25 protein-coding genes and 1 pseudogene are annotated in these 22,405 nt (G+C 61.6%); 11 read left to right on the forward strand and 15 right to left on the reverse strand.

Annotation, left to right across the window (positions count from 1 at the left end):
* Nucleotides 1–40 precede the first annotated feature (40 nt).
* From Q0908_RS08920 to aat, 4 genes are all read left to right on the forward strand, one after another.
* Nucleotides 41–796 (forward strand): ABC transporter ATP-binding protein, encoded by a 756-nt coding sequence (locus Q0908_RS08920; RefSeq protein WP_299283198.1) that lies wholly within the window; start codon nucleotides 41–43, stop codon nucleotides 794–796.
* Nucleotides 797–986: 190 nt separating this feature from the next.
* On the forward strand, nucleotides 987–1,481 hold the full coding sequence (accB, locus tag Q0908_RS08925) for an acetyl-CoA carboxylase biotin carboxyl carrier protein (RefSeq protein WP_299283200.1): 495 nt from the start codon (nucleotides 987–989) through the stop codon (nucleotides 1,479–1,481).
* 10 nt (nucleotides 1,482–1,491) lie between these two features.
* A complete protein-coding gene (gene accC / locus Q0908_RS08930) occupies nucleotides 1,492–2,838 on the forward strand; it encodes an acetyl-CoA carboxylase biotin carboxylase subunit (protein ID WP_299283201.1) in 1,347 nt (448 codons plus the stop codon).
* Nucleotides 2,839–2,884: 46 nt separating this feature from the next.
* Nucleotides 2,885–3,526 (forward strand): leucyl/phenylalanyl-tRNA--protein transferase, encoded by a 642-nt coding sequence (aat, locus tag Q0908_RS08935; RefSeq protein ID WP_299283202.1) that lies wholly within the window; start codon nucleotides 2,885–2,887, stop codon nucleotides 3,524–3,526.
* Here aat and Q0908_RS08940 read toward each other — a convergent pair.
* The 6 genes from Q0908_RS08940 to Q0908_RS08965 all read right to left on the reverse strand — a co-directional run bounded on the left by Q0908_RS08940 (nucleotide 3,490) and on the right by Q0908_RS08965 (nucleotide 7,315).
* Nucleotides 3,490–3,852: a DUF2155 domain-containing protein gene (locus Q0908_RS08940; protein ID WP_366868940.1), complete on the reverse strand. Its 363-nt coding sequence runs from the start codon at nucleotides 3,850–3,852 to the stop codon at nucleotides 3,490–3,492. The genes aat and Q0908_RS08940 overlap by 37 nt on opposite strands.
* Nucleotides 3,849–4,301 carry an outer membrane lipid asymmetry maintenance protein MlaD gene (gene mlaD / locus Q0908_RS08945; RefSeq protein WP_299283204.1) on the reverse strand — a complete coding sequence of 151 codons (453 nt, stop codon included), beginning with the start codon at nucleotides 4,299–4,301 and terminating at the stop codon, nucleotides 3,849–3,851. The genes Q0908_RS08940 and mlaD overlap by 4 nt, the downstream gene beginning before the upstream one ends.
* Nucleotides 4,302–4,311: 10 nt before the next feature.
* Nucleotides 4,312–4,695 carry an NADH:ubiquinone oxidoreductase subunit NDUFA12 gene (locus Q0908_RS08950; RefSeq protein ID WP_299283207.1) on the reverse strand — a complete coding sequence of 128 codons (384 nt, stop codon included), beginning with the start codon at nucleotides 4,693–4,695 and terminating at the stop codon, nucleotides 4,312–4,314.
* Between the two features lie 72 nt (nucleotides 4,696–4,767).
* Nucleotides 4,768–5,130 carry a RidA family protein gene (locus Q0908_RS08955; RefSeq protein WP_299283209.1) on the reverse strand — a complete coding sequence of 121 codons (363 nt, stop codon included), beginning with the start codon at nucleotides 5,128–5,130 and terminating at the stop codon, nucleotides 4,768–4,770.
* Between the two features lie 102 nt (nucleotides 5,131–5,232).
* The gene (gene clpX, locus Q0908_RS08960; RefSeq protein ID WP_299283211.1) at nucleotides 5,233–6,498 is read right to left on the reverse strand and encodes an ATP-dependent Clp protease ATP-binding subunit ClpX; all 1,266 of its coding nucleotides are present in this window, start codon (nucleotides 6,496–6,498) and stop codon (nucleotides 5,233–5,235) included.
* A 175-nt stretch (nucleotides 6,499–6,673) separates the two neighbouring features.
* Nucleotides 6,674–7,315 carry an ATP-dependent Clp protease proteolytic subunit gene (locus Q0908_RS08965; protein ID WP_299283214.1) on the reverse strand — a complete coding sequence of 214 codons (642 nt, stop codon included), beginning with the start codon at nucleotides 7,313–7,315 and terminating at the stop codon, nucleotides 6,674–6,676.
* A 145-nt stretch (nucleotides 7,316–7,460) separates the two neighbouring features.
* On the opposite strand from Q0908_RS08965, the gene Q0908_RS08970 reads away from it, so the two are divergent.
* Nucleotides 7,461–8,675 (forward strand): FAD-binding domain-containing protein, encoded by a 1,215-nt coding sequence (locus Q0908_RS08970; protein WP_299283216.1) that lies wholly within the window; start codon nucleotides 7,461–7,463, stop codon nucleotides 8,673–8,675.
* Nucleotides 8,676–8,682: 7 nt separating this feature from the next.
* Here the strand turns inward: Q0908_RS08970 and Q0908_RS08975 are convergent, their stop codons facing one another.
* Entirely contained in the window at nucleotides 8,683–9,816 is a 1,134-nt protein-coding gene (locus Q0908_RS08975) for a zinc ABC transporter substrate-binding protein (RefSeq protein ID WP_299283219.1), read from the reverse strand.
* Between the two features lie 106 nt (nucleotides 9,817–9,922).
* Here Q0908_RS08975 and Q0908_RS08980 point away from each other — a divergent pair, with 106 nt between their 5' ends.
* Genes Q0908_RS08980 through Q0908_RS08990 form a run of 3 tightly spaced genes read left to right on the forward strand, consistent with a single transcriptional unit; the run spans nucleotide 9,923 to nucleotide 11,920 of the window.
* Nucleotides 9,923–10,405, forward strand: coding sequence for a transcriptional repressor (locus Q0908_RS08980; protein ID WP_299283221.1), 483 nt, complete (start codon nucleotides 9,923–9,925; stop codon nucleotides 10,403–10,405).
* A complete protein-coding gene (locus tag Q0908_RS08985) occupies nucleotides 10,396–11,130 on the forward strand; it encodes a metal ABC transporter ATP-binding protein (RefSeq protein WP_299283224.1) in 735 nt (244 codons plus the stop codon). Before Q0908_RS08980 ends, Q0908_RS08985 begins: the two co-directional genes overlap by 10 nt.
* A complete protein-coding gene (locus Q0908_RS08990) occupies nucleotides 11,123–11,920 on the forward strand; it encodes a metal ABC transporter permease (protein WP_299283624.1) in 798 nt (265 codons plus the stop codon). The genes Q0908_RS08985 and Q0908_RS08990 overlap by 8 nt, the downstream gene beginning before the upstream one ends.
* Before the next feature lie 58 nt (nucleotides 11,921–11,978).
* Here Q0908_RS08990 and Q0908_RS08995 read toward each other — a convergent pair whose 3' ends face one another.
* From Q0908_RS08995 to Q0908_RS09035, 8 genes and pseudogenes are all read right to left on the reverse strand, one after another.
* On the reverse strand, nucleotides 11,979–12,668 hold the full coding sequence (locus Q0908_RS08995) for an ABC transporter ATP-binding protein (RefSeq protein WP_299283227.1): 690 nt from the start codon (nucleotides 12,666–12,668) through the stop codon (nucleotides 11,979–11,981).
* Nucleotides 12,665–13,420 (reverse strand): ABC transporter ATP-binding protein, encoded by a 756-nt coding sequence (locus Q0908_RS09000; protein WP_299283229.1) that lies wholly within the window; start codon nucleotides 13,418–13,420, stop codon nucleotides 12,665–12,667. The genes Q0908_RS08995 and Q0908_RS09000 overlap by 4 nt, the downstream gene beginning before the upstream one ends.
* Nucleotides 13,413–14,396 carry a branched-chain amino acid ABC transporter permease gene (locus Q0908_RS09005; protein ID WP_299283626.1) on the reverse strand — a complete coding sequence of 328 codons (984 nt, stop codon included), beginning with the start codon at nucleotides 14,394–14,396 and terminating at the stop codon, nucleotides 13,413–13,415. The genes Q0908_RS09000 and Q0908_RS09005 overlap by 8 nt, the downstream gene beginning before the upstream one ends.
* On the reverse strand, nucleotides 14,396–15,313 hold the full coding sequence (locus Q0908_RS09010; protein ID WP_299283231.1) for a branched-chain amino acid ABC transporter permease: 918 nt from the start codon (nucleotides 15,311–15,313) through the stop codon (nucleotides 14,396–14,398). The genes Q0908_RS09005 and Q0908_RS09010 overlap by 1 nt, the downstream gene beginning before the upstream one ends.
* A gap of 86 nt (nucleotides 15,314–15,399) precedes the next feature.
* On the reverse strand, nucleotides 15,400–16,542 hold the full coding sequence (locus tag Q0908_RS09015; RefSeq protein WP_299283232.1) for an ABC transporter substrate-binding protein: 1,143 nt from the start codon (nucleotides 16,540–16,542) through the stop codon (nucleotides 15,400–15,402).
* An 87-nt stretch (nucleotides 16,543–16,629) separates the two neighbouring features.
* Nucleotides 16,630–17,814, reverse strand: coding sequence for a kynureninase (gene kynU / locus Q0908_RS09020; protein WP_299283234.1), 1,185 nt, complete (start codon nucleotides 17,812–17,814; stop codon nucleotides 16,630–16,632).
* A complete protein-coding gene (locus Q0908_RS09025) occupies nucleotides 17,815–18,630 on the reverse strand; it encodes a tryptophan 2,3-dioxygenase family protein (RefSeq protein WP_299283236.1) in 816 nt (271 codons plus the stop codon). It abuts the gene before it with no gap.
* Between the two features lie 121 nt (nucleotides 18,631–18,751).
* Nucleotides 18,752–19,809: pseudogene (locus tag Q0908_RS09035) on the reverse strand (LacI family DNA-binding transcriptional regulator).
* Nucleotides 19,810–19,921: 112 nt separating this feature from the next.
* Here Q0908_RS09035 and Q0908_RS09040 point away from each other — a divergent pair.
* The 3 genes from Q0908_RS09040 to Q0908_RS09050 all read left to right on the forward strand — a co-directional run bounded on the left by Q0908_RS09040 (nucleotide 19,922) and on the right by Q0908_RS09050 (nucleotide 22,372).
* Entirely contained in the window at nucleotides 19,922–21,007 is a 1,086-nt protein-coding gene (locus Q0908_RS09040) for an ATP-binding cassette domain-containing protein (protein WP_299283244.1), read from the forward strand.
* A gap of 36 nt (nucleotides 21,008–21,043) precedes the next feature.
* A complete protein-coding gene (locus tag Q0908_RS09045; protein WP_299283246.1) occupies nucleotides 21,044–21,268 on the forward strand; it encodes a hypothetical protein in 225 nt (74 codons plus the stop codon).
* Between the two features lie 78 nt (nucleotides 21,269–21,346).
* On the forward strand, nucleotides 21,347–22,372 hold the full coding sequence (locus Q0908_RS09050) for an extracellular solute-binding protein (RefSeq protein ID WP_299283248.1): 1,026 nt from the start codon (nucleotides 21,347–21,349) through the stop codon (nucleotides 22,370–22,372).
* Nucleotides 22,373–22,405 lie beyond the last annotated feature (33 nt).

The following is a 22,405-nucleotide window of genomic DNA, read 5'->3' on the forward strand; positions in this document are numbered from 1 at the left end:
TGTCCTCCGCCTTACCGCGCCACCAAGCGAGGACACGACCATGAACGTCAAACCATCCTTCGAAAAAGGCATCAACCACGCCGCCACCGCCCCGGCCTTTTTGTCGGTCTGGGATATGCACGCCTATTACGGCGAAAGCTACATTGTGCAGGGCATAAGCTTTAACGTGCACGAAGGAGAGATCCTCGCCCTTCTGGGCCGCAACGGAGCGGGCAAGACCTCGACCTTGCGCTCCATCGCGCGTATTGGCGATCCGGAAGTGACTCAAGGCGAAATCTGGCTCGATCACCAGCCGCTGCACAACATGTCCAGCCATGAAGCGGCCCAGCTTGGCCTCGGCCTCGTACCCGAAGACCGGCGCATCATCCCCGGCCTCACGGTCGAGGAAAACCTCAAGCTTGCCCAGATCGCGCCCCCCATCGGCTGGTCGATCGAGCGCCTCTATGATCTGTTCCCCCGCCTTGGCGAGCGACGCATGCAAGAGGGCACAACGCTGTCGGGCGGCGAGCAACAGATGCTCTCCATCGCACGCGCCCTGGCCCGCGACATCAAGGTGCTGCTGCTGGACGAACCCTATGAGGGGTTGGCCCCGGTGATCGTGGACGAGATCGAAAAGACGCTTGGGATCATCAAGGAACAGGGGATCACCACCATCATCGTGGAACAAAACGCCGTGCGCGCCCTGCAACTGGCGGACCGGGCCGTGATCCTCGACACCGGCGGGATCGTTTTTGACGGCACCGCCGCCGAAGTGCTGGAAAACGAAGAACTGCGGTCCGAATACCTGGCCATCTGAACCCGATTTCACGCACGAAACACAAATCCGGTCCCAAGGGGCCGGATTTTTGCGTTCCCCAAGCTCCACGCAGGCCAAAGAACCGGCTCAACTGCGCTTTTCACATCCAATTCCAGTCGCTATACAAAAGGCCGAGCATTGGCGCGTGCCCTTACGGCAGGCAGCTACAAGCCATCTGTTGAGGACAAGAATGACAAAAAAACCCCATGACGCGGACGTGGCCTTTATTCAGGCACTGGCCGAATTGCTGCGCGAGAACGACCTGACCGAGTTGCAGGTGAAACGGGAATATGGCGAAGATGACAGCCTGAACGTGCGCGTCTCTCGTCAGATCATTCAGCAGGTGTCAGCCCAGGTGGCCGCCCCTGCACCAGCCGCAGCACCCGCACCCGCGGCGACCGCAGCTCCGGCCGCGGCGGCTCCCGCAGCGCCCACCGATCCGGCCAGCGACCCCGGTGCCGTGACCTCGCCCATGGTCGGCACGATCTACATGCAGGCCGAGCCCGGCGCGCCCGCCTTTATCAAGGTTGGCCAACACGTGGGCGAAGGCGACACCCTGCTCATCGTTGAGGCGATGAAAACCATGAACCACATCCCCGCCCCCCGCGCAGGCACCGTCAAACGCATCCTTGTGGATGACGGCGCTGCGGTCGAATTTGGCGCACCTTTGGTGATCCTCGAATAAGGGGCTGAGCATGTTCAAGAAAATCCTGATTGCCAACCGCGGAGAGATTGCGCTGCGCGTCATCAGGGCTGCGCGCGAAATGGGCGTGGCCACGGTCGCGGTCCATTCCACAGCGGATGCGGACGCCATGCATGTGCGTATGGCCGACGAGTCCGTGTGCATCGGCCCGCCCGCCTCCCCGCAGTCCTATCTCAGCTTTCCGGCGATCATTTCGGCCTGCGAAATCACCGGGGCCGAGGCGATCCACCCCGGCTATGGCTTCCTGTCCGAAAACGCGCAATTCGTGCAGATCGTCGAAGATCACGACCTGACCTTCATCGGCCCGACCGCCGAACATATCCGCGTCATGGGCGACAAGATCACCGCCAAGGACACGATGAAAGCGCTTGGCGTACCCTGCGTACCCGGCTCGGACGGCGGTGTCGCCACACTTGAAGAGGCGCAGGCGATCGGGGCCGAAATGGGCTATCCCGTCATCATCAAGGCGACTGCGGGCGGCGGTGGGCGCGGCATGAAAGTGGCCGAAACGGCGGCAGACATGGAACGCGCGTTCATGACCGCACGGGCCGAGGGCAAATCGAACTTCGGCAATGACGAAGTCTATATCGAAAAGTACCTGACGACGCCGCGCCATATCGAAATCCAGGTCTTTGGCGACGGCAAGGGGCGCGCGGTCCACTTGGGCGAGCGCGACTGTTCGCTGCAACGCCGCCACCAGAAAGTGTTCGAAGAGGCCCCCGGCCCCAGCATCTCAGCCGAAGAACGGGCCGCCATCGGCAAGGTCTGCGCAGATGCGGTTGCCCGCATCAACTATATCGGCGCGGGCACCATCGAGTTCCTCTATGAAAACGGCGAATTCTATTTCATCGAGATGAACACCCGCCTGCAGGTCGAACACCCCGTGACCGAGGCGATCTTTGACGTGGACCTTGTACGCGAACAAATCCGGGTGGCCTCGGGCATGGACATGTCGTTCACACAAGACGACCTCAAGATCCGCGGCCACGCCATCGAGGTGCGCATCAACGCCGAAAAGCTGCCGGAGTTCCGGCCCTGCCCCGGCAAGATCACGCAATATCATGCGCCGGGCGGTCTGGGTGTGCGAATGGATTCCGCGCTCTATGACGGCTATTCCATCCCGCCCTATTACGACAGCCTGATCGGCAAACTGATTGTGCACGGACGTGACCGGTCCGAGGCGCTGGCCCGGCTCAACCGCGCGCTTGGCGAGTTGATCGTGGACGGGGTCGACACCACGGTGCCGCTGTTCCACGCGTTGCTGGCTGAAAAAGACGTGCACACCGGGGACTACAACATCCACTGGCTGGAAAAGTGGCTGGACGCACAGGCGGAGTGACCGGAGGCGCCCGGCCCAAGCCTGTCTGGCAAGGCAACGGGATGACATGACAGAGCGGGTCCTGACCCCGGAACTGCTGCTGCAAGGCTACGCCTCGGGCATCTTTCCCATGGCAGAATCGCGTGATGATCCCGAGATTTTCTGGGTCGATCCCAAACTGCGTGGGGTGCTGCCGCTAGACGGCTTTCACATGTCGCGGTCGCTGATGCGCGACATGCGGCGCACCGACTGGCGCTTGCAGACCAATACCGCGTTTGAGGCTGTGGTCGATGGCTGCGCCGACCGGATTGATACGTGGATCAACCCCGACATCCACCGCCTGTATCTGGAGTTGCACCAGATCGGCCACGCCCACTCCTTTGAAGTCTGGGACGAGGCGCGGTTGGTCGGCGGGGTCTACGGGGTGACGCTTGGCACCGCGTTTTTTGGGGAAAGCATGTTCTCGCGCGCCACCAACGGATCAAAAATGGCACTGGCGGCGGCGGTCGATCACCTGCTGCGCGCCAGATTCACATTATTTGACACCCAGTTCATCACGCCGCATCTGGCCAGCCTTGGGGCTATTGAAATCACCCGCGCCGCCTATCACCGGAAACTGGCGCAAGCCATGCGGCAGGAGGCTGCGTTCTCAAACGTGCCTCAGGCGACGCTTCAAGAGGTTGTGCAGCGGATGACCCAAACGTCGTAACGGGCGTGTTCCATCGCGTTGAGCGCCGGGGCGGACGCGATCATCCAGCCTGAAAACACGGTGCCATCACGACCCGTCTCGGTGATTTCAAGACCTGCAAAGGCGTTGCCAGACAGGTTGCCCGCCGGATAGCGGCATTCGGTCAGGGTGATGTTCAGACGTTCAAATGTCGCGGTTAACCCTGATCGCATTTCGATATCGACCACATTGCCGCTGAATTTATCAAGGCCGCGCAGGACAGCACCCGTCGCGGTCTCCGTCTCTTGCTGCGCACCAGCACTGGTGGCAAGCAACATGCCAATAACAAGCGCGGCGTGCATTTTCATTCGCTGTCGCCTCCGGAGACAAATTTCAACAGCAGGGAGATCAGGCTGACCGCGCCTTGGGTGTCGGTGATCTCGTCCCCCGGCTCGTAATAGAAGGGAGACCCACCGGGCACGATTTCCACGAAATTGCCGCCCAACAAGCCCTCGGAACTGATTACGATGGCGCTGTCGTCGGGGATTTGGGTGGTGGCGCGCAGAGACACAATCGTGTCGGCGCGGTAGGTTTCGGGGTTCAGATCCACATCCGTCACCGTGCCGACCTTGACCCCGGCCAGACGCACATCGGTGCCCACTGTCACGCCCTCAAGGCTGCGAAAGCTGGCATTGAGCGGGTATGTGGCGGCGCCTGCATTGCCCAGGCCCGCAACCTGCGCGCCATAGACCGCAAACCCGATTGCCGCCGCCAGTACGACGCCCCCCACAAGCACTTCTGCGGTGTTTTCCGCCACAGCTGCGTCCCTATTCCGGGGTCCAGGCTTCGTAATCGGACCGGTCCGCAGGCTCGACCCGGCGCAGTGAGCCGGCAGGCGCATAGGCCATGGCGGTCCCTGTGAGGTTCGGCTGATGTGGCTTTTCCCAGTCTTTGCGCTTCAGCGGTTTGTCGGTTGGCGGCTCGTTCCATGTGCGGTGCAACCAGCCGTGCCATTCGGGGTCAATGCGGCTGGCCTCGGCCTCGCCATTGAAAATCACCCACCGTTTGCTGTCATCGGCATTCTTGTAGAATGTGTTGCCCTCGCTGTCGGCACCGACTTTGGTGCCCTTGCGCCACGTGAACAGTTGCGTGTTCAGCGTCTGCCCGTTCCACCAGGTCACTGACCGCAGCAAAGTGTTGAGAATGCCCATGTTTCGCCTCCGACGCTTTGGGTAAGTCTATGCCGTATCGCGCGCGCGCCGTCCAGAGGACACGCGCGCGCATCAGGCAGGGATCAGCGCAGTCACTTCGATCTCGATCCGGAACTTGGGATCAAGCAGCCCGCATTCAATCATCGTGGCCGCAGGTGGATGCGCACCAAAGGTCGCCGACAGGATCGGCCAGCACGGTTCGAACTCAGCCCGGTCCGGCAGCATATAGGTGACGCGCACCACGTTCTGCCAGTCAGCCCCCGCCTCGAGGAGTGCTGCGTGGATGGTTTTGAGCGCATCGCGACACTGATCGGTGACCGTCTCGCCCTGCCCCACGGTGCCCGCCACGTGCACCCAACCGCCTGCGACAACGGCGCGGCAATAGCCTACTTTGGGTTCGAACTCACCGCCCGAGGAGATGCGTTTGATGGTCATGTCCGGCCTCTGGTTTTTGGGCGTGCCACAGGCACGCCTTACGGGGGATGTGAAAAAAGCGCGCCCGCAAGCACGCCCTTTTTGTTCAGCGACGCACCTCGTTCAACCAGCCGAGGCAGGCTCTTTCTCCGCATCCGCGTGAATCATGAGCGGCGCGGCGTCCGAGTTCACTGCCTCTTCGTTCACGACCACTTCGGTCACCGACTCAAGACCCGGCAATTCGAACATTGTGTCGAGCAGGATATCTTCGAGGATCGAGCGCAGACCCCGCGCACCTGTCTTGCGCTCAATCGCGCGTTTGGCGATGGCGCTGAGGGCGTCGTCGGTAAAGGTCAGTTCGGTGTCTTCGAGTTCGAACAGGCGCTGGTACTGTTTCACCAACGCGTTCTTGGGCGCGGTCAGGATGGTGACAAGCGCATCCTCATCCAGATCCTCAAGCGTCGCCAGAACCGGCAAACGACCCACAAATTCAGGGATCAGACCGAATTTCAACAGGTCTTCGGGTTCGAGATCGGTAAAGATCTCGCCCACGCCGCGATCATCATTGTCACGCACATCCGCGCCAAAGCCCATGGCCGAGCCTTTGCCACGCGCCGCGATGATCTTGTCGAGACCCGCAAAGGCCCCGCCGCAGATGAACAGGATGTTGGTTGTGTCCACTTGAAGGAATTCCTGCTGCGGATGCTTGCGCCCGCCTTGCGGGGGCACGGAGGCAACGGTGCCTTCCATCAGTTTGAGCAACGCCTGCTGCACGCCCTCACCCGATACGTCGCGGGTGATCGAGGGGTTTTCGGATTTGCGCGTGATCTTGTCGACCTCGTCGATATAGACGATGCCGCGTTGGGCCCGTTCGACATTGTATTCCGAGGACTGGAGCAGCTTGAGGATGATGTTTTCGACATCTTCACCGACATAGCCCGCTTCGGTCAGGGTCGTGGCATCCGCCATGGTGAACGGCACATCCAGAATGCGCGCCAGCGTCTGCGCCAGCAAGGTCTTGCCGCACCCCGTGGGGCCGATCAGCAGGATGTTGGATTTCGCCAGCTCGATATCGCCGCCCTTCTGGGCGTGATTGAGGCGTTTGTAGTGGTTGTGCACGGCCACGGACAACACGCGCTTGGCCGTCGCCTGGCCAATGACGTAATCGTCAAGCACGCCGCAGATATCCTTGGGGGTCGGCACACCGTCGGTGGATTTGAGGCCGGACGCTTTGGTTTCCTCGCGGATGATGTCCATGCACAGCTCGACGCACTCATCGCAGATGAACACGGTGGGGCCCGCAATCAGTTTGCGCACTTCGTGCTGGCTCTTGCCGCAAAAGCTGCAGTAGAGGGTGTTTTTGCTGTCGCCGCTCGAATTCGTGGCCATGTCGCGTCCTTCCCGGCTGGATGCCGCAATTTCTGGTGCCGGAATCCCGCCCGGCGCGCCCCGCGTGACTGCCAGCTTAGGCCAGCCCTGCGGGGTCCACAATCGTCTTTTTGCGCGGCCCTTGCGTCAGCCCGGACCGCGTCACGGACACCCCTGTCACAGGGGCGTGCACGCATCAGGCGTCCGCGTCTTCCGCCTTGCCACGGCTTTCGACGATTTCATCGACGTGGCCCCATTCCTTCGCCTCTTCGGGCGTCATCCAAGTGTCGCGGTCCATTGCTTTCTGGACCGTTTCATAGTCCTGACCGGAATGTTTGACGTACATCTGATACATCCGCTCGCGGGTCTGTTCGATGTGGCGGGCCGAAATCAGGATGTCGGCGGCCATACCCTGCGAACCCCCTGAGGGCTGGTGAACCATGATTTCGGAGTTGGGCAACGCGAAGCGCATGCCAGGCTCACCCCCGATCGCGATGGCCGACCCCATGGATGCCGCCATGCCGCAAATCAGCGTCGAAACCTTGGGCCGAATGTACTGCATCGTGTCATAGATCGAAAAACCGGCTGTCACTTCGCCACCGGGCGAGTTTACATACATGCTGATCTCCTTGGAGGGGTTTTCCGCCTCAAGGTGCAACAACTGGGCGACGATCAGGTGGCTCATCCCGCTGTGGATCGGGCCGTTGATGAAAATGATCCGCTCTTTCAGCAGGCGCGAAAAGATATCATAGGCCCGTTCGCCCCGGCTGGTCTGCTCGACCACCATCGGGACCAGATTATTGGTGACGTGTTGGAATTGTTCAATGGGATCGCGCATGGAGTCCTGCCTCGTCGAATATTTGCGAGACCATACCCGCAAACAAGTTACCCGAGTCTTAGTATCGCCTTTTGGGACCTGCAAGGGCACCTGCGCGCTTGAAGCCGCTTAACTGCCCGCTACGTCGCCCGCCATGAGTGACGCATTGACCCGTTTTCCCCCCACCCGCACCGCCGCCCTTGAGCGTTTGCAGCGCTTCGTGCCCCACGCCGGGCGCGACTATGCCGCCCGGCGCAACTATGATCTGGGTCGGGATGGGCATGCGGGCGTGTCGACGCTATCGCCCTATCTGCGCGCGCGTCTGATCACCGAGACCGAGGTGCTGCATGCCACCCTCGGACGTCACAGCCCCGCAGCGGCGGAAAAGTTCATCCAGGAGGTGTTCTGGCGGACCTACTGGAAAGGCTGGCTGGAGATGCGCCCGGCCGTCTGGGGCCAGTACAAAAGCGCGCTGAAACAGGCGCTGAATGATGTGCAGACACAGGCGGGCCTGCGTGACCGATGGGAGGCGGCCTGCACCGGCCAAACAGAGATTGCGTGCTTTAACGCCTGGGCACAAGAGCTTGTCGAAACAGGATATTTGCACAATCACGCCCGGATGTGGTTCGCCTCGATCTGGATTTTCACGTTGCGTTTGCCGTGGGAGTTGGGGGCGGATTTCTTCTTGCGTCACTTGCTGGATGGTGATCCCGCGTCCAACACGCTCGGCTGGCGATGGGTGGCGGGGATTCAGACGCCGGGCAAGACCTATCTCGCCCGCACCTCCAACATCTCGAAATTTACAGAAGGGCGGTTTGCGCCAAAATGGCAGCTTGCGGGCGAGGCTGTCGCGCTCTCGGGGCCACCCGTCCCGCCGGTCTCGGCCTTGCCCGAGGCGGGGCGGTTTGATCCGGCCAAGCGGACCGCGCTGATCCTGCATGACGCGGATATGAGCCCATCCTACCTGATCGATGCCGGTTTGCGCCCTGCGGTGACCACGATCCTGCGCACCCGGTCGCATCTTTCCCCGCTTGAGGTTGCGCCCCACGTCACAGCATTCGCCGACGGTGCCCTTGAGGATATGATGGATCGCTACGCCTCACCCCTTGGGAGCATTTCAAAAACGGCTGCAACGCCGGATGATCTGATGGCATGGATTGCGCGCACAGACGCAGAGCAGATCGTGACACCTTACGCGCCCGTGGGGCCTGTGGCGGATCTGTTTGGCGCACTGTCCGACATGCCGGATGCGCCGGACCTTGTGCAAATCCGCCGCCCCTATGACAGCGCCGCGTGGCCGCATGCAACTCACGGATTCTTCCGCTTCAAAAAAGAAATCCCCGCGCTGCTGGATCAACTGCGCGAGGAGAAAGCCGCCTGAGCGCCACCTATTTCAGACAATCCGCTAGCGACGTGGCCATACCGCGCAGCAATGCCGGATAAAGCGTTGGTCCGACCTCAAGGGCGGCCCCCATCGGGTCCATCTCACCAAGCTTGATGGTGCCAAGCGCGTCGAGCATGCCACCTGCAAATTGCGGCTCGCGCATGGCGCAGACGGCGTCGAACTCGGCAACCTCGTCGCGCAACTCAGCTACCCGAGCAGGACTTGGCGCAGCAGCGTCGCTGGCGGACACAGCGCCGACAGCTTCGACCCCGAAGCGGTTTTCAAAGTAGTGATAGGCGTCGTGGAACACGACAAAGGGGCGGCCCACCACGGGGGCTAGCATTGATGTAATTTCACCCTGCAAGGCGTTCATATCAGACGAAAAAGCTGCCGCATTCGATGCATAGACATCACCGTTTTCGGGGTCCTTTTCCGCAAATACCTGTGCAATGGCCTGCGCCCAGATTACGGCGTTTTGCGGGTCGAGCCAGGCGTGCGGATCAAAGGCACCGTGATCGTGGCCTGCGTGGGCGTCCGCGTGGTCTTGGTCCGCGTCATCGTTATAGGCCTCACCGGCGTGGCCATCATGCGCGTGTTCGTCGTGGGCGTGGTCGTGATCGGCGTCTGCCTTCACCTCGTCTGCGTGCTCATGGTGGGCATCGTCATCATGGGCGTGCTCATCACGATCATCGTGGTCGTGCTCCGCCTTCGCCTCCTGTGCGTGATCATCGTGATCGTCGTGGTCATGCGCCTCATGTTTGGCCCCATGATCATGGTCGTCGTGACTGCCAAAGGCGGCGTTCTCGCGCATCTCGAGCAATTGAGTGCCCGGCAAATCAAGCAGCTCGATCACCTCTGCCCCTGCCGCAAGCTCCGTGATCAGACCCTCAAGCCATGGGGCCAGCCCTTCGCCCACCCAGACAACAACGTCAGCCTGGTCCAGCGCGCGAGCCTCGGAGGGGCGCATGCTGTAGCCGTGCGGCGAGGCGCCGGGCGCGACGATCAAATCCGGCTGCCCAAGATCGCCCATCACAGCGGCCACAATGGAATGCACCGGTGCAATATCGACCGCCACTTTCGGAACTTCAGCCGCAGCCGTCCCACCCCACACACATGCCGTCACGAGAATCGCCCGCATCCTGATCTCCAATTCGTACGTTATATCATAACATTTCTGCGCTCTTGCTAAATGTAATACTATAACATATCAAGCCGAAAGATGCAGGCTTATTCAGGACAGCGCCATGACAGCCTTCGGGTTCCAACCCCACGATCACACCGACTGCATCCGCACAACGCTGGCGCAGGCGGATGCCTATTGTGCGGAGCACAAGCTGAAACTCACGCCCATACGGCGGCGTGCGCTGGAGATTTTGCTGGCCGAGCACCGCGCGCTCGGGGCCTATGATCTGCTGGCGGTCCTGGCCAAGGATGGACTGGGCACCGCCCCGCCCGTCGCCTACCGCGCGCTTGATTTCCTAACCTCCGCCGGTTTTGCGCACAAGATCGAGGGGCTGAACGCCTACATCGCCTGCGCCCATTTCGGGGCCGATCACAGCCCGGCCTTCCTGATCTGCACCTCCTGCAAGTCGGTGGCCGAAGCGGAAACCACAGCCACCCAGGGACGCCTGGGCGAAGCCGCCCGCGCCGCCGGGTTCGCCATCAGCCGCACAGTGGTCGAGGCTTTGGGCCTGTGCCCGCAATGCCAAGAGGCCCCATGCGCCTGATCACCACCACCGGTCTGACGCTGAAACAGGCGGGCAAGACTGTGCTGCGCGATGTGAACATGCATATCGACCGCGGCGAAATCGTCACGCTTGTCGGCCCCAACGGATCGGGAAAATCTACTCTTGTCAAAGGTTTGATCGGCGCACTTAAACCGGAAGCCGGCACCGTGGACACTCTGGACAACCTCCGGATCGGATATGTGCCACAAACGCTGCATATGGACGGGTTGTTGCCGCTGACGGTAGCGCGGTTCCTGTGCCTGCCTCATCGTCACAGCAAGGACGCCATGGCACGAGCGCTGACCGAGGCCGGTGTGCCCTCTCTGGCAGGCACTCAAATGCGCGCCCTCTCCGGTGGGCAGTTTCAGCGCGTCCTGCTGGCGCGGGCGCTGTTGATGGCACCGGACCTTTTGATCCTTGATGAGGCCACGCAAGGGTTGGACCAGCCCGGCGCGGCGGCGTTTTACCAGCAGATCGCGGATGTGCGGCGCGATCTGGGCTGCGCCGTGCTGATGGTCAGCCATGATCTGCACGTGGTCATGGCGGCCTCGGACCGGGTGTTGTGCCTGAATGGCCATGTCTGTTGTGAAGGCACGCCGGACGTGGTGCAGGACGCCCCCGAATACCAGGCTCTCTTTGGCACCGGCACCCAAGGCGCGTTTGCGATTTACCGGCACGACCATGACCACGCGCATGATCACGACCACGAGCATGACCATGCTTGACGATTTTCTGGTGCGTGCGGGACTTGCCGGGATTGGCACGGCGCTGGCGGCTGCGCCCTTGGGCTGCTTTGTGGTGTGGCGGCGCATGGCCTATTTCGGAGACGCGACAGCCCACGCCGCCCTCCTTGGTGTTGCGATGTCGCTGGCGCTGCAAGGGCCGATCATGCTCGGGGTGCTCTGCGCTGCGCTGCTGATGGCGCTGATGGTGCAGACCCTGTCCGGGCGCGGTCTGGCCGAGGATACGTTGCTGGGGGTCACCGCCCATTCGGCCCTTGCGGTCGGGCTGGTCGCGGTGTCGTTCCTGTCCGGCGTGCGAGTCGATCTGATGGCCTATCTGTTTGGCGACATTTTGGCCGTGTCCAAGGCAGACCTTGCGGTCATCTGGGGCGGGGCGGCAGTGGTAATCAGCTTGATGCTGTGGCGCTGGCAACGGCTGCTCACGGCCACGCTGAACCCTGATCTGGCACAGGCCAGCGGCATTTCGTTTCGCGCCGAGCAGCTGGTGATCACGATCGCTCTGGCTGTCACTGTCGCCGTCGCGATCAAGGCGGTCGGAGCCTTGCTGATCGGCGCACTGTTGGTCATCCCGCCCGCCGCCGCCCGCCCCCTTGCGCGCACGCCCGAGATCATGGCGCTGTTGACCGCATTGATCGGCAGTGTCGCGGCCATTGCGGGTCTGGGCGCGGCATTCCAGTTCGACACCCCCACAGGGCCGACAATCGTCTGTGTGGCGGCGGGCATTTTCACGATCACCACCTTGGCGGGCCGGTTCGGACGGCAGAACGGGTAATGGGTCGGTGGGCGGGGCGGCTTTGCGCCAGCAAACAGCGTCCGACCAGCGGCCCGGATCACACCCCCAGATAGGTGTCCGCGATGTCGGATGAGAGGGCCGCGATCTCCCCGCTCCAGACCGAACGTCCGCGTTCCAGCACCACCGCCCGGTCGGCAATCCGGCTGAGTTCGGCCAGCGACTTGTCAACGACCAGCAGCGACAGGCCCGCTTCGACCTTCAACGTGCCCAAGGCGGCCCAGATTTCCTGTCGCACCACGGGGGCCAGGCCCTCGGTCGCCTCATCCAGCACCAAAAGGCGCGGATTGGTCATCAATGCACGCCCAATCGCCAGCATTTGCTGCTCGCCCCCCGACAGGCTGCGCGCCACCTGATCGCGCCGCTCGGCCAGGCGCGGAAACAGAGCCGAGACAGCCGCGACATCCCAATGCCCCGGTCGCGCCGCTGCAATCAGATTTTCCTGCACCGTGAGCGGGCCAAAACAACGCCGCCCCTCGGGCACCAGGCCCAGGCCTGCGCGCGCGGCCACATGGGACGGCACCCCGACCAAGTCCCGCCCCGCAAACCGCACCGATCCCCGCACGGCTTTCAGCATTTGAAACAACACCTTGATGGTCGAGGATTTGCCCATCCCATTGCGCCCCATCAAGGCGACAACCTCACCCGCTTCCACACTCAGATCGACGCCAAACAGCGCTTGGCTGGCCCCATAGGACGCTTCGATCCCGCGCATCTCAAGCAGGCTCATGCGCTCACCTCGTCACCCAGATAGGCGCTGCGCACCTCGGGATGGGCGCGGATGTCGTCCGGTGTGCCCGTCGCGATGATGCGCCCATAGACCAGCACCGAAATGCGATCCGCGAGCGCAAAGACCGCATCCATGTCATGTTCGACCAGCAGGATCGGAGCCTCATGACGCAGCTCATCCAGAAACCCCGTCATGCGTTTGGACCCTTCCGCCCCAAGGCCCGCCATCGGCTCGTCCATCAGAAAGGCACGCGGCTGCAAGGTCAGCGCCACGGCGACCTCAAGCAGACGGCGCGCACCGTGGCTAAGATCAGAGGCGCGCTTGGCGGCGACATCTTGCAGGCCGACGCGGTGCAGGGCGGCCTCGGCACGGGTGCGCACGGCCCTGTTGCCCAGAACGGGTCGGATAAACTGCCATACACCGCCCTGCGCGCCCAATGCCCCGAGCATCGCGTTCTGCAACACCGTCATCTCCATCGCGAGGGCGCTGACCTGAAACGTACGGCCAAGACCTGCGCGCGACCGGGCCACTGTCGTCCAGTCCGTGATGTTCTGACCGTCAAAGAATACCTCACCCGCATCCGAGGCCAAGCCGCCCGCGATCTGTTTGATCAAGGTGGACTTACCCGCCCCATTGGGGCCGATCAGCGCGTGAATCGCGCCATTTTTCAGCGAAAGCGTCACATCATCTGTCGCCTTCAACGCCCCGAACGACTTGGACACGCCGCGAATATCAAGCACCGGATCACTCATGCGCCACCTCGCGCCCCACAAGCGATCCGATCACTCCGCCCCGCGCAAACAGCACGACCAACAACAACACGGCGCCGACATAGATCAGCCAATACTCACTCACCCCGCCCAGCACATGTTCAAGGGCCACAAACAGGCAGGCCCCCACCACCGGGCCGAACAATCGACCAATGCCGCCCAGCACAATGAAGATGATGAACTCACCCGACATCTGCCAACTGAACATCGTGGGCGACACAAAGCGGTTGAGGTCGGCAAACAGCGCCCCGGCCAGCCCCGTGACCGCGCCCGAAATCACGAAGGCGACAAGGCGCAGGCGAAACGGGCTGATGCCGACTGTCTCCACCCGCTCCGCGTTCTGGCGCGCGGCACTCAGCGCCAGCCCAAAGGGTGCGCGCGCGATGCGGCCCATGCCCCATAGGGTCAGTGCCAGCAGCGCGAACACGATCCCAAAGAACTGAATCGGCACGTGTGTGTTCAGGCCGGGAAAGTCGTTTCGGACATAGATGCTCAGCCCATCCTCGCCACCATATGCCGGCCAGGAGATCGCGAAATAGTAAAACATCTGCCCAAAGGCGAGCGTGATCATGATGAAATAGACGCCCGAGGTGCGCAAACACAGCAACCCGATGCACAGCGCCACGAGCGCGCTTGTGAGGATCGCCACCAGCCAGATGACCGGCATGGTTTTGGTGCCTTCGATCAGGACCCAACTGTCGATGATCGGGGTATAGCTTTGGGCGTGGCTCGCCAGAATGGCCATCGCATAGCCGCCGATCCCGAAGAACACCGCATGCCCGAGGCTGACCAGACCGCCCAGACCAAGCGCAAGGTTCAGCCCCGCGGCGGCCAAGGCCAGGATCGCCGCGCGCGTGGCCAGCGTGATGATAAACGGTTCGTCCAGGGCCAAAGCGGCCAGCGCGATGCCCGGCAAGGTCAGGAAAATCAACGTATTGAGGATATTCTCCGTGCGCATCATGTGGTTCCATACAGGCCGGTCGGGCGGAATATCAGCACCCCGGCCATGAGGATGTAGATCGACATGGACGCCAGCGCCGCACCCACGGACGTGGCCGTCGCGCTGTCGACGAACAGGCCAAAGAGCACCGGCAATAGCACCCCGCCCAACGTGTCGGTCAGACCCACCAGCAATGCGCCCACCAGCGCCCCCTTGATCGACCCGATCCCGCCGATCACGATGACCACAAAGGCGAGGATCAGGACAGGCTCTCCCATCCCGACCTGAACTGACTGGATCGCCCCCACCAAAGCCCCGGCTAATCCTGCAAGAGCCGCGCCAAGTGCAAAGACAATCGTGTAAAGCCGAGAGATATCAACGCCCAGGGCCCCGATCATCTCGCGATCACTTTCGCCTGCGCGGATTTGAATGCCGATGCGGGTGCGCGCAATCAACTGGAACAGCCCAACCGCGACCGCAAGGCCCACTGCGATGATCAGCAAACGGTAGGCCGGGTATGCGATCCCCCCCGGCAACATGACCGGCCCTGCCAGCGCGGCAGGCACATCAAGGTAGAGCGGGAACGACCCAAACGCCCACCGCGTCCCTTCCGACAGGATCAGGATCAGCGCAAAGGTGGCCAGCACCTGATCAAGGTGGTCACGGTCATAAAGACGGCGGATCACGACCATCTCGATGATAGCCCCGGCAACCGCAGCCGCCGCAAGGCTTGCGGCAAGGGCCAGCACAAACGACCCCGTTGCGCCCGCCACTGCGGCGGCTGCAAACGCACCGATCATATACAGTGATCCGTGCGCCAGATTGATCAGCCCCATGACGCCAAAGATCAGCGTCAGACCGGCGGCCATCAGGAACAGCATGATCCCCGACTGCACCCCGTTCAGCACCTGTTCGATCAGTAAAATCGGCGTCATCAAGCCATCACTATCGCATGAACCTCACGCGACAGCCCTTTGATATACATATGGGAAGTGGGTGCGGGACAGAGCGCACCCGCCCGTTACATCTGGCAATCGACGCCGTAGGGATCGCTGTAGTTTGCCGCAGCAACACCCAAGGTGCGGTTGGTTACTATGTCACCTTCTTTGACAACTTCGCGCAGCACGATGTCCTGCACCGGGTGCTGGTTCGGCGCAAAGCTGAACGACCCGCGCACGCTGTCAAATTCAGCCGCTTGCAGAGCCGCACGAAAGGCGTCCTGATCATTCACATCCGCAGCCGCCACCGCACTCGCCAGCAGCAATCCGGTGTCGTAACCTTGAGCGGCATAGATCGATGGCAAACGCCCGTATTCTGCCTGAAAATCGGCCACGAATTTCGCGTTAGCAGGATTGTCCGTGTCCTTGGCCCAGTGTGCTGTATTCTTCACACCCAAAGCGGCATCGCCAATGGCCCCCAGAATGCCTTGGTCAAAGCTGAAGGCGGGGCCGACGATGTTTTTCTCAACACCCGATCCAGCCAATTGCTTCATGAACGAAATGCCCATGCCGCCCGGCAGGAAGAAAAACAGGGTGTCGGCATCGCTGGCGCGCAGTTGCGCAATCTCGGCGGCATAGTCGGTCTGGCCGAGTTGGGTGAAAATCTCCTGATCAATGTCACCGCCAAAGCCACGCTTGAAGCCCGTCAATGCGTCCTGACCTGCGGGGTAGTTGGGTGCCATGATGAAGGCGCTCTTTACCCCGTTCTCCGCCGCCCACTTGCCTGCGGCCTCGTGATAGGCGTCGTTCTGCCATGCCACGTTGAAATAGAGGGGATGGCACCCCTTGCCCGCCAGCGCGGACGGCCCTGCATTGGGGCTGACATAGAACTTGCCCTGCGCAGTGGCCGACGGCACCACGGCCATGGCAAGGTTTGACCAGATGATCCCGGTCATCACGTCCACCTTTTCGGACTGGATCATCTTGTCGGCCAGTTGCACGGCGATGTCGGGCTTGCGCTGATCGTCTTCAATCACCGTCTCAATCGCCTCATTGCCCTTCGTCGCCAGCAGGAATCCGTCGCGCACGTCGATCCCAAGGCCCGCGCCGCCGCCCGAAAGGGTCGTGATCATGCCCACCTTGATCTTGCCGCTGTGCCCATCGGCCAACGCGCCGGTACCAAGTGTCGCAACGCATGCGGCGACCACCAACTTTTTGAACATCATGTCTTTTCTCCCCCTGAGGTCTCAGCCGCTTTGCGGCCCTGTTTGTGTGCGTGATTGACTGCGATTGCGACCATGGATGTCAAGCGGTCATGTGACCCGCGATCTGGTCAGATAGTCCGGGTTGTCCCACAGCCGGTCGCGCATAACCGTCTCGATACGATCGACCGCGCGGCGCACATCGTCGTGATCGACATAAAGCGGCGTAAAGCCAAAACGCATAATGTTCGGTGCGCGGAAATCGCCGATCACGTCGCGCGCGATGAGCGCCTGCATCGCCGCATAGCCCTGCTCGAACGCGAAGGACACCTGGCTGCCACGCCGCGCACTGTCGCGCGGACTGGCGAGCGTCAATTCGGGCACGCGCGCCTCAACTTCCTTGATGAAGGTTTCCTGCAATGCCACCGATGCAGCGCGCAAATCGGACATATCGACGTCCTCCCAGACCTCAAGCGCGGCCTCAAGGGCCGCCATCTGAATGACCGGAGGGGTCCCAACGCGCATCCGCTCGATGCCCGGCGCAGGGCGGTAGCTGATGTCGAAAGCAAAGGGCGCATCATGGCCCAGCCACCCGGCCAAAGCGGGATTAATTGTGTCGGACAAGTCCTTGCGAACATATATAAATGCAGGCGCGCCGGGGCCGCCATTAAGGTATTTGTAGGTGCAGCCTACCGCGAATTCACAGGCACAACCCACGACATCCACCGGGACGGCCCCTGCGCTATGCGCCAGATCCCAGATCATCACCGCACCTGCCGCATGCGCGGCTTGGGTCAGGGCCATCATATCATGCATCCGGCCCGTGCGATAATCCACTTGGGTCAGCATCACCGCAGCGATCGTGTCATCGATCGCGCCTGCGACGTCTTCCGGGTCGACCACCCGCAACTCATAGCCCGCATCCAGCGTGCGGATCAGCCCCTCAACCATGTAAAGGTCGGTGGGGAAGTTTCCGGAATCACTCAATATTATACGGCGATCGGGACGCATCTTGAGAGCGGCGGCCACGGCCTGGTAGACCTTGACCGACAGCGTGTCCCCCATCACCACCGTGCCTTCCGGGGCTCCGATCAGGCGGCCCACTTTATCGCCGATCACACTGGGTTGCGCCATCCAACCGGCACTGTTCCAGCCCTTGATCAGCTGGGCACCCCATTCATCCGCAAGCATGGAGGCGACCCGTGCTTTCACCGATTTCGGCAACGGCCCAAGCGAGTTGCCATCCAGATAGATCATCCCCTCGGGCAAATCGAAAAACGCTTTATTCAGAACCATCTACAACGCACCTCTCACGTGCCAGAGTTCGGGAAACAGCTCAACCTCGAGCATTTTGCGCAAGTAGGCAACGCCGACCGTCCCGCCGGTGCCCCGTTTGAACCCGATGATCCGCTCGACGGTGGTGACATGATTAAAGCGCCAGCGACGGAAGTAATCCTCGAGATCGACCAGCTTTTCGGCCAGTTCATAAAGTTCCCAATGCGCGCGCGGATGCTCATAGACCTGCTGCCAAAGGTCCTGAATGACGGGTTGCGGCACCCACGCGCTGTGGCTCGGCTCACCCGCCGGATCCGGTACGTCAAGGCGCTGTGCCAGCAAACTCAGCGCAACCTGATAGAGACTCGGCTGCGCCAGTTCCGCCTCAAGGACGGCATGGGCTTCGGGCTTGTGTTCGTGCACTTTTTTCAGCGCGACCTGCCGGTTCCCGAGCAGGAATTCGATCATGCGATATTGGTTCGATTGAAACCCCGACGAGTTGCCAAGGCTGGGGCGGAAGGTTGTGTATTCACTGGGTGTCATGGTGCGCAGCACATCCCACGCGCCGTTCAACTGCTCGAATATCCGCGCCACGCGGGCGAGCATTTTGAACGCGGGCCGCAGATCACCCCCACTGATCGCGTTGCGTGCGGTCTGAAGCTCGTGAATAGCAAGGCGCATCCATAGCTCCGAGGTCTGGTGCTGAATGATAAACAGCATCTCGTCATGGGCGTCCGAGCGGGGGTGCTGCGCGTCAAGCAGCGCATCCAACCCAAGGTAGTCGCCGTAAGACATGTCCTTGGCAAAGTCGAGTTTGGCCCCATGATGATCGGTCATATGCGCACCGCGTGTGATCTGGTTTCTCCGGAACGGTGGCATTTCGGCCATGGCGCGGCAAGGTGCAATATGGGGCGTGGAAATGCGGCCATTCGACTGATCAAATCGGCAGACGGCACCCCTAAGCCTGTGGTTTCGTCGTCGCCCCCACCACCAATTCAACCGGCAGCGCCACGCGCCGCGCTGCGGCCACACCGTGAATACGCGCCAGCAAATGACGCGCGCCTGTCGTCCCCATTGCCTGCAACGGCGTGCGCACCGTGGTCAGGGGCACCGGCAGAACAGCCGTCAAATCCAACGAGTTGAAGCCACGATGCCGATCTCATCCGGCACGGACAGCCCCGCGGTCTGGCAGGCCGTCAGCCCTCCGAAAGCGAGATGGTCGTTGAGGTAAAAGATCACGTCAGCACGGCTGTGTGCGGGCCCGTTCAGGATGTCGCGCGTCGCATTTTGACCCGCCACAAACGGATTGCGATCCCCTGATCGCGCAATCCGCACCTCGCCCCGCCCCGCAGCGGCATAGCGGGCCGCAAACCCGCTCAGGCGCGCCTCAGCCCGCGTGTCGCGCCCTTCGGCGGTGCCCACAAAGCCGGGCCGGGCATAGCCCAGATCACGGCAGTATTGCGCGACCTCTTGCCCGGCGGCGTGGTGGTCAATACCGACGCAGACATCAATCGGGTCATCGGTCACGTCCCAAATCTGAAGCGTTGGAACCCCCGCACGGCGCAACGCGTCGCGCAAGGCGGGGTGGTGATGCGTGCCCGTCAGGATCATGCCCGCCGGACGCCATGTCAGTAGCCGTTCCGCCCATGCAAATTCGATATTCACATCATATTCCGAGGTGTCCACGACGCTCGAGAACCCCGCACTGTCAAAGGTGCCGCGCATGCTCGCCATGATCTCGGCAAAGACGTTGTTGAACAGGTTGGGCACCGAGATCCCGATCAGATCCGAGTTCATCGTAACCAGTGAACGCGCGCTGCTGTTGGGCATGTAATTCAGACGCCGGGCGATTTTCAGGATCTGCGCGCGCTTGGCTTCCGACACCCCATCCACACCGCGCAAGGCGCGTGACACGGTTATCAAGCTGACCTGCGCCACGTCCGCTATGTCTTTGAGAACGATGCCTTTTTTCCGTGCGCCGTGGCGGCATGTGTAATGCGTTTTTCGGCCATTCAACCCATACAGATACGTTAAGGTTAACGCTGTAAATCAGCAAGCGGGGTTTGTGGATTGTGCACACCGTGTCACGTTCACGGCCTGAAATGTGGTCATGTGTTCGGGGGGAAACGTGCCAGAAATCGTTTTCGACAAGGTCGAAAAAAGCTATGGATCGGTACGGGTGTTGCCGCCCCTCGACCTCACATTGAATGATGGCGAATTCACGGTGCTGGTTGGCCCATCAGGATGCGGCAAGTCAAAGACATTGCGTATTCTGGCAGGTCTTGAGACCCTCTCGGGGGGCGAGATTTTCTTTGACGGCAAACCCATCAGCGCGCTTGAGCCCGAGGAGCGCGACATCGCGATGGTGTTTCAGGACTACGCGCTTTACCCGCACATGAACATCGCGCGCAACATGTCCTTTGCGCTGCGTCTGGCCAAGGGCCCCAAGGCCGAGATCAATGAAAAGGTGCAGAACGTCGCCGATATTCTTGGCATCGGCCATCTGCTTGAGCGCAAGCCGGCGGAACTGTCCGGCGGGCAGCGTCAGCGTGTTGCGATGGGCCGTGCGCTGGTGCGCGATGCGGGCACCTTCCTGTTTGATGAGCCATTGTCGAACCTCGACGCCAAGCTGCGCGGCAAGATGCGCACGGAACTGGCTGAAATGCGCGACCGCATCGACAAGAACATGGTCTATGTCACCCACGATCAGGTCGAGGCGATGACCTTGGGCGACCGGATCATCGTGATGTCCGAAGGGGTCGTGCAACAACAGGGCACGCCCGAAGAGTTGTTCAAGTCTCCGGTCAATCTGTTCGTAGCAGGGTTCATCGGCTCACCCCCGATGAACTTCATCGAGGGGCAGATCATCGAAGAAAACGGCGTGCTCGGGGTCAAAGGCGCGGGCTTTCACCTGCCCCTTGGCGCTGAAACCGCCGCACGGGTCAAGGATGCGACAGCGCGCGATGTGACCGTCGGCCTGCGCCCTTCGGCCTTCGCGATCAACACGCCCGAGGCGGAGGCGACGATGGATCTGCATATCGTGGTGTCCGAATATCTGGGTGCGCAATCGGTGCTGTCCACGCGGTGTGGATCGGCCGAAATGCTGGTCGAAATTCCCAGCATCGCGCCCCTGCCTGCGGGCCAGACGCACACATTTGCGGTGAACACCGACGAAATCATGGTCTTTGATCGCGCCAGCGGTCTGCGGCTGTGACCCGATAAAAACGACGGCACAAGGGAGGAACCAAATATGCTGAATTTCAAGACGACATTGACGGCGACCACCGCCGCACTGGCCATCAGCGCGGGCGCGCTTTTTGCCAATCCTTACGCGGAATACGAAGGCACGACGCTGGTAGTGAACTTCCCCGCGCACCCGCACTACAACGCCGCGATCCAAGTACTGCCCGAATTCACCAAGCAGACCGGCATCGAGGTCGAGGTGGACCAACTGCCCTACCTCAAGATGCGCTAGCGCCAGACGCTCGAACTGGCGCAGGACGAGGGCGAATATGACCTCATCTCCTACGTGGTGTTTTCCAAGGCGGACTACGTGTTTGCCGATCAGCTCGAAAACCTCGCCAAGTATTTCATGAACCCCAAGCTGGCCAAACCGAACTATGACGCGAATGACCTGATCGGCGGCTACGTCCAGAACATCGGCGTTGCGGGCGGCACCAAGGGGTACCTGCCCGGTCCTACCGGCTCGCTGTTCGGTATCCCGTTCGGGTCCGAAACCTCGGTGCTGGCCTATCGCAAGGACATCTTTGAAAAGCACGGGCTGCCCGAGCCCGAAACCTATGACCAGATGCTTGATGCAGCCTGCAAGATCCCCGAACTTGAGGATGGCATGGGCGGTATGGCCTCGCGTGCGGCCTCCGGCCACCAGGCCTCTCACGCGTTCCTGTTGCACCTCGCCCCCCTTGGCGGTCGTGTCTTTGACGATGCGTGGAACCCGATCATCAACAACGACGCCGGTGCCGAGGCGGCCACGGCCCTGAAAACCATCGTCGATTGCGGCCCCGAAGGATCGCTGGCCTTCGGCCCTGCCGAGGCGGCCAACGCGTTTTCGAACGGGGACGCGGCGATGTTCCTTGACTCCATCGCCTTCATGCCCGGTTTCGAGGATCCCGACCGCTCCAAGGTCGTGGGCAAGGTCGGCTATGCGATGCACCCCGAAGGCGTGCGCCGCGGCAGCCAGACCGGTGGGTTTGGCATCGCGATCCCCAAGAACGCCGAGAACAAAGAAGCGGCGTTCCTGTTGATGCAATGGCTCACCTCGAAAGAAGGCGATCTGATGGTGGCGATGAATGGTGGCAACCCGTCGCGCTTCTCGACCTATCAGAACGCGGAGTTGAACGAGAAGTACCCCTTCTCGGCCACCTTTGGTGAGGCGCTGAAATATGCCGATCCCGACTGGCACCCGATCATCCCCGTCTGGGGCAAGATCAATGCCGATATCGGCACGACAATGTCCAAGGTACTGACCGAAGAACTCGATATTCAAGAGGCTTTGGATGGCGTAGCCGAGCGGACGCGCGCCGTGATGGAAGATGCCGGGTATTACACCTGGCAGTAAGGTTTCTCCCTGGGGTGGGCCTGTCGCGGGCCC

It is taken from the genome of uncultured Tateyamaria sp. (assembly GCF_947494755.1).
Lineage (GTDB): Bacteria > Pseudomonadota > Alphaproteobacteria > Rhodobacterales > Rhodobacteraceae > Tateyamaria.